This window comes from Actinoplanes sp. NPDC048791, assembly GCF_040650095.1.
Lineage (GTDB): Bacteria > Actinomycetota > Actinomycetes > Mycobacteriales > Micromonosporaceae > Actinoplanes.
This window is the reverse complement of sequence record NZ_JBEZGQ010000271.1, coordinates 1-9,195: the sequence shown is the minus strand read 5'-3', so window position 1 is coordinate 9,195 and position 9,195 is coordinate 1. Positions and strand designations below refer to the sequence as shown.

At 70.8% G+C, this 9,195-nt stretch carries 11 protein-coding genes and 1 tRNA gene; 9 read left to right on the top strand and 3 right to left on the bottom strand.

Features of this window, described 5'->3' with window-relative positions; translation table 11 throughout:
• From AB0C29_RS20640 to AB0C29_RS20600, 9 genes are all read left to right on the top strand, one after another.
• Positions 1 to 247 (top strand): sigma factor-like helix-turn-helix DNA-binding protein (locus tag AB0C29_RS20640; RefSeq protein ID WP_360822347.1); only part of this gene is annotated, 247 nt, incomplete at its 5' end.
• A gap of 92 nt (positions 248 to 339) precedes the next feature.
• Complete coding sequence (locus tag AB0C29_RS20635; RefSeq protein WP_360822345.1) at positions 340 to 831, top strand: MauE/DoxX family redox-associated membrane protein; 492 nt, start codon at positions 340 to 342, stop codon at positions 829 to 831.
• On the top strand, positions 828 to 1,553 hold the full coding sequence (locus AB0C29_RS20630; RefSeq protein ID WP_360822343.1) for a thioredoxin domain-containing protein: 726 nt from the start codon (positions 828 to 830) through the stop codon (positions 1,551 to 1,553). The genes AB0C29_RS20635 and AB0C29_RS20630 overlap by 4 nt, the downstream gene beginning before the upstream one ends.
• On the top strand, positions 1,550 to 2,536 hold the full coding sequence (locus AB0C29_RS20625; RefSeq protein WP_360822341.1) for a hypothetical protein: 987 nt from the start codon (positions 1,550 to 1,552) through the stop codon (positions 2,534 to 2,536). The genes AB0C29_RS20630 and AB0C29_RS20625 overlap by 4 nt, the downstream gene beginning before the upstream one ends.
• The gene (gene bcp, locus AB0C29_RS20620; protein WP_360822339.1) at positions 2,529 to 2,999 is read left to right on the top strand and encodes a thioredoxin-dependent thiol peroxidase; all 471 of its coding nucleotides are present in this window, start codon (positions 2,529 to 2,531) and stop codon (positions 2,997 to 2,999) included. Before AB0C29_RS20625 ends, bcp begins: the two co-directional genes overlap by 8 nt.
• 82 nt (positions 3,000 to 3,081) lie before the next feature.
• Entirely contained in the window at positions 3,082 to 4,731 is a 1,650-nt protein-coding gene (locus tag AB0C29_RS20615; RefSeq protein WP_360822337.1) for a methyl-accepting chemotaxis protein, read from the top strand.
• A 238-nt stretch (positions 4,732 to 4,969) separates the two neighbouring features.
• Positions 4,970 to 5,890 carry a helix-turn-helix domain-containing protein gene (locus AB0C29_RS20610; RefSeq protein WP_360822336.1) on the top strand — a complete coding sequence of 307 codons (921 nt, stop codon included), beginning with the start codon at positions 4,970 to 4,972 and terminating at the stop codon, positions 5,888 to 5,890.
• 35 nt (positions 5,891 to 5,925) lie between these two features.
• Positions 5,926 to 6,009, top strand: a tRNA-Leu gene (locus AB0C29_RS20605).
• A 70-nt stretch (positions 6,010 to 6,079) separates the two neighbouring features.
• A complete protein-coding gene (locus tag AB0C29_RS20600) occupies positions 6,080 to 6,658 on the top strand; it encodes a GNAT family N-acetyltransferase (protein WP_360822334.1) in 579 nt (192 codons plus the stop codon).
• Here AB0C29_RS20600 and AB0C29_RS20595 read toward each other — a convergent pair.
• The 3 genes from AB0C29_RS20595 to AB0C29_RS20585 form a co-directional block, all read right to left on the bottom strand.
• Positions 6,595 to 7,524, bottom strand: a complete 930-nt coding sequence (locus AB0C29_RS20595) for an expansin EXLX1 family cellulose-binding protein (RefSeq protein WP_360822332.1) — start codon at positions 7,522 to 7,524, stop codon at positions 6,595 to 6,597. The two genes, AB0C29_RS20600 and AB0C29_RS20595, sit on opposite strands and share 64 nt — an antisense overlap.
• Before the next feature lie 43 nt (positions 7,525 to 7,567).
• A complete protein-coding gene (locus AB0C29_RS20590; protein ID WP_360822330.1) occupies positions 7,568 to 8,371 on the bottom strand; it encodes an MOSC domain-containing protein in 804 nt (267 codons plus the stop codon).
• Positions 8,372 to 8,390: 19 nt separating this feature from the next.
• Positions 8,391 to 9,195 (bottom strand): DMT family transporter (locus AB0C29_RS20585; protein ID WP_360822328.1); only part of this gene is annotated, 805 nt, incomplete at its 5' end.

Sequence of the window (9,195 nt, the reverse complement as noted above, 5' to 3'; positions counted from 1 at the left end):
GCTGGCCGCGCAGGCCTGGGCCGACGTGCCGCGGCAGCCGGATCCCGCGCACCGGCTCGGCGCCGCCGACCTGCTGAGCCGGCTCGGTGAGGAACGTCGCACCGCGTTCGTGCTCACCCAGGTGCTCGGCATGTCCTACGCCGAGGCCGCGGAGGTCGAGGAGGTCCCGGTGGGCACCATCCGCTCCCGGGTCGCCCGGGCCCGCGAGGAGCTGGTCGCCGCGGTCACCGCCGCCCAGGCCAGCTGATCATTCAGGGACTTTTGACCCATCACCCAGCAAACCCCCAGGCGGTAGAACGGAACCAGGCGGCGGCGAGCGCCGACTAAGGGGGCGTGAGCATGGAGATCGGGCAGTCCGCCCGTACGACGAACGGCTGGCTGTGGATCTCCACGGCCGCCCGGCTGGGGCTGGCCGCGGTGTGGCTGGTCGCCGGCGGGCTCAAGGTCGGTGACCTGGCCGCTTCGGGCCGGGCAGTCAACGCCTACGACCTCTTCCCGTACGAGGTGGCGAAGGTCATCGGGGCGGCCCAGCCGTTCCTGGAGATCGCCCTCGGCCTGCTGCTGCTGGCCGGGCTCGCGGTGCGGCTCAGCGCCGGCATCTCCGCCGGCCTGCTGGTGATCTTCATCGCCGGCATCATCTCCGCCTGGGCGCGCGGCCTGCAGATCGACTGCGGCTGTTTCAGCACGGGCGGGGAGCTGGGCGCGGGGCAGACCCCGCAGTACACGTGGGATCTCGTCCGGGACGCCGGTTTCCTGCTGCTCGCCGGGATCCTGCTGTGGCGACCGCGGACCCGCTACTCGATCGATGGTGTCCTGATGGGGGAACAGTGAGCGGCAACCGAGACAAGGCCAAGGCCAAGCGGGTCGTCCAGGAGCAGCTGGCCAGGGAACGCCGGCGCCGGGTCACCCTCTGGACCAGCCTCGGCGTCGTGGTCCTGCTGGTCGTCGTCGGCCTGATCGGCTGGGGCGTGGCGGCCAACCAGGAGAGCGACAAGACGGCCGGCCTGACCACGCCGAGCGTGGCGGTCGACGAGGGTACGGCCTTCGCGGTCGGCACCGGCCCGGTGAAGATCGACATCTACGAGGACTTCATCTGTCCCGCCTGCGGCCAGTTCGAGGCCGGCGCGGCGAGCACGATCGACCAGCTCGTCGCCACCAACAAAGTGACCGTGCAGTACCACCCGATCGCGATCCTGGACCGCGCCTCCAGCACCGAGTATTCGACCCGGGCCGCCGCCGCCTCGGCCGCCGCGGCGCAGGGCGGCAAGTTCGCCGAGTACCACAAGGTGCTGTTCGCCAACCAGCCCGCCGAGGGCAGCGCCGGGCTCGACGACGCCAAACTGATCGAGCTGGGCAAGTCCGTCGGCCTCACCGACGCCGCGTTCGCCGACGCCATCGACAAGGGCACGTACAAGGCGTGGGCCACCAAGGTGACCGACACCGCGGGCGCCCGCGGGGTCAACAGCACACCGACCGTCCTGGTCGGCGGCAAGGCCCTCGAGTCGCCCACGGCGCAGGCCCTGATGGCCGCGGTGGGGGCGGCCGGCGCGTGAGGCGTACCACCCTGTTCGTCGCCGTGCTGGCCGGTGCGTTGCTCGTGCCGGCCGGCCCGGCCTCCGCCCACGGCGGTGAGGGCCCGGACGCGACCGCGTACCGCACGGAGGTGACCGGGCTCAGCCCGGCCGAGCCCGGGCTGAGCGTCCGGGTCGTGGAGGCCGGCGCGCGGCTGGAGCTGGTCAACGGCACCGGGCGTACGGTCGAGGTGCTCGGTTACCAGGAGGAGCCCTACCTGGAGGTGCGGCCCGACGGCACGTACGAGAACGTGAACTCGCCGGCCACGTACACGAACCGGACCCTCGACGGCGACACCCCGGTGCCCGCCGGCGCCTCCCCGACCGCGGCCCCGCAGTGGCGCCGCGTCTCCACCGGCACCACCGTGCGCTGGCACGACCAGCGCACCCGCTGGCTCGACGACGAACTGCCGCCGCAGGCGCAGGCCGACCCGTCCCGCAGCCACAAGATCAACGACTGGGTCGTGCCGCTGCGCGACGGCGTGCGCACCATCGAGGTCCGCGGCACCCTCACCTGGGAGCCACCACCCCCGGCCTGGCTGTGGTGGGTCGGCGCGCTCGCCCTGGCCGCCGGCCTGACGGCCCTGGGCCGGCGCCGGGCCCGGCTGCTGGGACCGGTCGCGCTGATCGCGGGCACGATCACCCTCGGGTACGCGGTGACGCGCATGAGCCTCGGCGCGGGCGGCCAGACCCCGGCGATCGTGGCAGCGCTGGTCACGGTGGCCGCGGGCGTGCTGACCCTGCGCGGCCGTACGCCGTTCCTGCTGGCCCTGGCCGGCGCACTGCTGACCGTCTTCGGCGGCTTCGCCGACGCGGGAGTCTTCCGTCAGGCGGTCGTCTCGTTCCCCGGCCCGTCCTGGACCGCCCGGGCCGCCGTGCTGGTCGCGATCGGAGCCGGCGTGGCGATGGCGGCGACGGGCGTGCTGCGGCTGCGGGCAGCCCCGCTATCTTCGGACCATGACTGAGCGCCTCACCCCGGGAGACCCGGCCCCCGAGTTCACCCTGCCCACCGACAACGGCGACACCCTGACGCTGAAGGACCTCCGCGGCCGCAAGGTCATCCTGTACGTGTACCCGGCGGCGATGACCCCCGGCTGCACCACCCAGGCCTGCGACTTCCGCGACTCGCTGGGCTCGCTGCAGGCGGCCGGCTACGAGGTCGTCGGCATCTCCCCGGACGTCCCGGCCAAACTGGCCAAGTTCCGCGAGCGCGACGCCATCACCTTCCCGCTGGTCAGCGACCAGGACAAGAGCGTGCTGACCGCGTACGGCGCGTTCGGCGAGAAGCAGATGTACGGCAAGACGGTGACCGGCGTCATCCGCTCCACCTTCGTCATCAACGAGGACGGCGCCATCGAGCACGCCTTCTACAACGTCAAGGCCACCGGGCACGTCGCCAAGCTGCGCCGGGATCTCGGTATCGACTGACTTTTGCGGCAAACTTCGCGGATGCTGAGGGCCGGTGCCGATTAGAGCGGCACCTGTTGTCCATCCCCTCCGGAGACCGCCGATGCCGCTCGCCAAGCCCCGCCGTCCCCGCACCCGGCCCTCCTCCGGCGAGAAGGGCCAGGGCGGCGGCCCGCTGCGGAACCTGCGGGTGTCGCAGAAGCTGTTCGCCTCCTTCGGCGTGCTCAGCCTGCTGGTCATCGCGGTCGGGCTGACCGGCCTGGCCCAGCTGCGCGGCTCCAACAACCGGCTCGAGACCATGTACCAGGAGAACGTGCAGGCCATCGCCCGGCTCGGCGAGGTCCGGGCCGACGTCCAGCAGGCCACCTCACTGTCCGCCAAGCTGATCCTGCGCTCCCCGCTGGCCGACGTCAGCAACGTGCGGATGGCGATCGAACGGCTCGACAGCGACATCGACACCACCTGGGCGGCGTACGCGGCCAACCCCGCCGCCGGCACCGACACCGACCGCGGCGCATTCACGGCCGGCCTGGCCGAATACCGCAAGATCCGCGACCAGCAGCTCGTCCCGGCGGCCACGGCCAACAGCCTCGGCACCTACCTGGGCGTGCAGAACAACTACATCGACCCGCTCACCAGCAAGATCACCGTCGCGCTGAACAACCTGGCCGGCATCGAGGACAAAGCCGCCCAGCAGCAGATGGCGGACGCCCGCAGCAACGCCACCATGGCCCGCATCCTGATCCTGGCGCTGATCGCCGGCGCGATGGCCTTCGCCGCCGTCATCGCCGTCGTGGTCAGCCGGGCCATCGCCCGCCCGCTCGGCCAGACCGTCAAGGTCCTCGAAGCACTCGCCGAAGGCCGCCTGGACCAGCGCCTCGAGGTCAAGGGCCGCGACGAGGTCGGCCGGATGGGCGAGGCACTCAACACCGCCCTCGACCGCCTCACCGCGGCCCTGCGCGACATCGGCACCAACGTCACCACGCTGGCCTCCTCCTCGGAGGACCTCACCGGCGTGGCCGGCCGGATGAACGCGTCCGCGGCCCGCTCGGCCGGCCGCGCCCACGCGGTGTCCACGGCGTCCGAGGAAATCAGCGTCAACATCGCGACGGTCTCCGCCGGCGCCGACGAGATCGGCAGCTCGATCACCGAGATCGCCCGCAGTACCTCCAGCGCGGCCGACGTGGCCGGCCAGGCGGTCCGGATCTCCGGCGAGGCCGGGGCGATCCTCAACAAGCTGGGCGAGTCCTCGGCCGAGATCGTCTCGGTCATCAAAATCATCACCGGGATCGCGGCCCAGACCAACCTGCTGGCCCTGAACGCGACCATCGAAGCGGCCCGCGCCGGCGAGATGGGCAAGGGCTTCGCGGTCGTGGCCGGCGAGGTCAAGGAACTGGCCCAGGAAACCGCCCGGGCCACCGAGGACATCCGCACCCGGGTCGACGCCATCCAGACCGACTCGGCCGCGGCCGTCGCCGCCATCGCCGAGATCGGCGCGGTCATCGACCAGATCAACGCGACCCAGACGGCGATCGCGGCCGCGGTCGAGGAACAGACCGCGACCACCAACGAGATGGGCCGCAACGTGGGCGAGGTGGCCGCCGGCTCCACCGAGATCTCCTCGAACGTGGCCGAGGTGGCCGAAGCAGCGGCGGAAACGACGAGCGCGGCGGCCAACACGGCCGCGGCGGCGGACGAACTCGCCCGGGTGGCCCACGACCTCCAGCAGAGCCTGGCGATGTTCCGCTACTGATCCCTGCGGGGACCGCCATCCCACGGCGGCCGTCATGCGGCTCGATCCGCGAGGCGGCCGCCGTGCCGTGCGCACGCGGGATGGACACCGCGGGGAAAGCCGGAGTAGCCTTTACGAGTGACTAGTGGTCGGGCGTCACCCCGAGAACCATGCCGCGCCCGCCACACCGGTCAGTGCAAGACATCGACCACCTGCCTCTGTCAGTGAGAACGTCACGAACAGGTAGGGACAACTCCACATGGCTTACGTCAAGTACACCCGGGAAATGCTGAGCGAGGCGGTCGCCGCCTCAATCTCGATGGCCGGGGTTCTGCGCCATCTCGGCCTGCCGCAAAACGGCGGCGCACACGCCCATCTGCGGCGGCGCATCAACCAGTTCGGCATCGAGACCTCACATTTCCTCGGCCAGGCCCACCTCCGCGGCACCCACAGTCTGCGGCGGCGCCACCACACCGAGGTCCTGGTGCTTCGGCCGATCGACGCCAAGCGCGAGAAGCCGAAGGCCCTCCGGCGGGCACTGGAGGAAACGGGCCGCCCGTATCTCTGCGCGGAATGCGGCATCGACGACAGCTGGAACGGCCGCCCCTTGACCCTGCATGTCGATCACATCGACGGACAGTTCTGGGATTGCCGCATCGACAACCTGCGGTTCCTGTGCCCGAATTGCCACGGTCAGACGGCCACATATGCCGGACGCAACCGGCAGCGATCCTCAGCCGGCACCATTCGGGTGGACGCTCAGGGCAACGCCGTGGACCTGAGCGGACCGGTCCAGGCACTCAGCGATGAAGAGAAGGTCGAGGTGCTGGCGCGCGTCGACCTGAAAGAGGTCACGGTGACAGACGCCGCGAGACTGATCGGCTGCGATCGCAATCATGTCTACAACCTCCAACGCCGGCTCAAAGAACGTGGCTCGCTTGCTCACAGCCCGCGCAGCAACCGGATCTCGCAAGCCCATCGCGACGCCGTCGTCGCCTTCGCTCTCCAGCACCCCTCGATGAGCGACCGGAACATTGCCGCGGCACTGCGCCAGCAGGAAGACGGTGGCATCTCCGTGTCGCCGACGACGATCCACAACATTCTCAAGACTGTCGGATTGTCCAAGCCGGAGGACCGGAGGGCCGCAGCCGAGAAACTTGATCCGCCGGTCACCGTCTAAGATATTCGGCACGACAGCCCACAAGGGCAAATCGGGCGGAAGTGGCGGAACCGGCAGACGCGCCAGACTTAGGATTTGGTTCTCGAGAGAGAGTGGGGGTTCAAGTCCCCCCTTCCGCACCGTGTGGTGCCGCGCACCATCCTGGTCGCCCGTCGGTCCTAACGGATCGGCGGGCGCAAGGATGACCTCATGCCGCTGTCCTTCGTTCTCGATCCGCCGTTGACCGATGCCCTGCGGGCCGACATCGTCGCGCTCTGGACCGATGTCACCAACGCCGGCGGCGCAGTCGGCTTCGTCGCTCCGGTCACCGAGGACCAGGTGCGACCGCTCGCCGAGACCACCCTCGCCGCCGTCGCCCAGGGGATTGACCGGCTGCTGATCGGCGTCGACGACGGCCGTCTGGTCGCCCTGCTCTTCATCGCCGACAACCGGTTCCCGCTCAAGGCGCACTGGCGGGTCCTCAAGCGCGTCATGGTCCTGCCCGGCAGTCAGGGCCGCGGCTACGGCGCCGCCCTCATGCGGGAGGCCGCCGCCGTCGCTTCAGAGCTACAACTCGCTGCCTTGCAGGTGACCGTCCGGGACGGGCATGGGCTGGACGGGTTCTACCGGCGGCTCGGCTACCGGGAGGTCGGCCGTATTCCGGGCGCGCTGCGGGTCGGTCCCGGTGATGATCGGGACGAGCTGGTCATGTGGCTGGAGCTGCGTCAGCCGCAGGATGCCGCTTTCACGGCCGGTTCCGCCGCGGCCAGCGCCACGTCGCCGGCCTGATCGGGGGCGGCTTCGGTGGCTTCGAGCACCGGGGCCGGCGCCGCCGACGAGGATGTGACGGACGGGGACGGCTTCTTCGGCTTGGGGGACGGCGTTGCCTTCTTCTTGGCCGGCTTCGGCGCTGCTTCGACGTTGGTGCTGGTGCCGTTGGCGAAGCGTACCGATGTGGTCTGCTTCTTCTGCGGGAGCAGTTTGATGTTCTTCGCCGTGATGGTCTTGCCGTAGATGTCGGTCATCTTGACCTGGAACGGGCCGTTGCCCATCTGCCCGTCGATGATCCAGACGTTGTAGTCCTCCTGCTTCGCGGCTTTGAAGCTGCCGCCCGGGCCCTTGGCCGACACCGATTTGATGGCGTTGGAGTGGTTGTCGATGCTGACCGCCCAGTAGTACTGCGAGGTGCCTTCGACGAAGGTGATGCTCAGCGGGCCGGGGGCGGGGGCGTTCGGGACGGTCTTGTAGGTGATCGGGATGATGCCGTCGATCTCCTTGCCGATCTTCTTGAACGCCGTGCGGCTCAGGTCGAGGTGACCGACCGGGCATTCGGGGCACGAGTCGAAGACCTTGACCCGTACCTTGCCCTTGGGGCCGGTGACGTCGATGTAGCTGCCGCACGCCGCCGCGCCGGAGTATTCGCCTTTGCCCAGGGCCACGTACAGGTCGTCGGCCGGGGTTTTGGTCGAGCAGTTGCCCTGGGTGCCGGCGAGGTCGTAGAACGTCGCCTTGCCGCTGTGTTTGGCGCTGCTCGGTGGCGCCGCGCACGCGGGGTCGCTGTGCTGCAGCAGCAGGGCGACGCCGAGGACGCCGGCGAGCAGCACGGCGCCGCCGGTGGCGAGCCAGCGGGGGGCGAGGAGACGGTGAGCAGTCACGTTGACGCATCCTTCGCGGGTGCGGCACCCGCGGGCAACTCTCCTAAGACAGAGCTAAGGAAGACTCCCCCACCCGGATGACTTCGGTCTCACCTGGGCTGATGTCGGGGATGAGGTTGATGCCGAAGAGCAGGCCGTCGTCGTAGCGGCGGTGCCGGCCGAGGGCGCGCAGTGGTTGCCGGCCCACTTCGCCGGTCTCCTGATCGACGGTGGTGACTACGCAGCGGCTGCAGGACTTGGCCGCGCGGAAGGTGGTGCCGCCGAGCTGAATGCGGTGGCCGAGCCAGTCGTCCTCGGCCCAGGGGCGGGCGCCGGTGATGACGACGTTGGGCCGGAAGCGGGTCATCGGCACCGGTTCGTCGCCGGCTTCGAGCAGCCAGTCGTTGACGGCGTCGAGGGAGGCGGTGCTGGTGAGCAGCAGCGGGTAGCCGTCGGCGAAGCTGACCCGGTCGCCCGGCTGGGAGTGGGTCTGGATCGGCCGCACGCTGGTGTCGGCGAGCCAGGCGAGGCGGGCCGGGCGGCCGAGGAAGCCGGAGATGAAGCCGGTGGCGGCGGGGGCGAGCCGGGCGGTCAGCGGCGGTTTGGAGCTGAAGACGCGCAGGGTCTCCTTGGGGCCGTCCTCGGGTTCGGCGATGTCGAAGCCGTTGAGCAGCAGGCCGCCGGGGCGCGGGACGGCGTGCAGGCCGGTGAGGGCGGGGGCCTGGCGCTGGGTGATGCCGACCCCGTCGGGGTCGATGATCATCCAGCGGCGGTCGCCGGCGAGACCCCACGGTTCCACTCGCGCCGCGTCGTGGTCGAGGCGGTGACAACCCTTGACGGGGTACGTGTGCAGCGAGCTGATCCGCATCCACCCAGCGTAGGCGTCGTCAGCGGCCACTGAGGCGTACGCGGACCGCGCTCGCCGCGCAGAGCACCACGACGAGGCCGCCGACGAGCGTGGCCGCGGAGAGGTGTTCGCGCAGCAGCAGGCCGGCCCAGGCGATGGTCAGCACGGGCTGGATGAGCTGGACCTGGCTGACCTGGGCCATCGGTCCGACGGCCAGCCCGTGGTACCAGGCGAAGAAGCCGAGGAACATGCTGACCACCGCCAGGTACGCGAAGGCCGCCCACTGCGCCGGTGTCGCCTGCGGGGTTTGCCGTACGGCGGAGAGCGCGGCCAGCGTGAGCATCAGCGGTGCGCAGACCACGAGGGCCCAGGAGACGGTCTGCCAGGCGCCCAGTTCGCGGGCGAGGAGGCCACCTTCGGCGTACCCGATGGCAGCGGACAGCACAGCCCCGAACAGGAGCAGGTCGCTCCAGTGCAGCCGGCCCAGGTCTCCGCTCTGCGCGGAGGCGAAGCCGAGCGCGGCGGCTGCGCCGAGGCCGGCGGCGGCCCAGAAGGCGGGCGGTGGGCGTTCGTGGCCGCGGATCACGGCCAGGGCCGCGGTCGCGGCCGGCAGGACGGCGATGACCACAGCGCTGTGGCCGGCCGGGGCGGTGGTGAGCGCGTACGAGGTCAGCAGGGGGAAGCCCACCACGACACCGCCGCCGACCACCGCCAGCCGCCACCACTGGGCGCCGCGGGGCAGGCGCTGGCGGGTGACGATCAGCGCGACCGCCGCCAGGGCCGCCGCGTCCACCGCCCGCCCCGAGCCGTTGTGCTGGGGCGAGAGCCCGCCCACCGCCTCCCGG

What these genes read in the sequence shown, in the direction of transcription:
- AB0C29_RS20600 (WP_360822334.1), top strand. Translation starts at nt 6,080, where the DNA reads ATGCCGCTGTCCTTCGTTCTCGATCCGCCGTTGACCGATGCCCTGCGG.
- AB0C29_RS20590 (WP_360822330.1), bottom strand. Translation starts at nt 8,371, where the DNA reads ATGCGGATCAGCTCGCTGCACACGTACCCCGTCAAGGGTTGTCACCGC.
- bcp (WP_360822339.1), top strand. Translation starts at nt 2,529, where the DNA reads ATGACTGAGCGCCTCACCCCGGGAGACCCGGCCCCCGAGTTCACCCTG.
- AB0C29_RS20615 (WP_360822337.1), top strand. Translation starts at nt 3,082, where the DNA reads ATGCCGCTCGCCAAGCCCCGCCGTCCCCGCACCCGGCCCTCCTCCGGC.
- AB0C29_RS20610 (WP_360822336.1), top strand. Translation starts at nt 4,970, where the DNA reads ATGGCTTACGTCAAGTACACCCGGGAAATGCTGAGCGAGGCGGTCGCC.
- AB0C29_RS20635 (WP_360822345.1), top strand. Translation starts at nt 340, where the DNA reads ATGGAGATCGGGCAGTCCGCCCGTACGACGAACGGCTGGCTGTGGATC.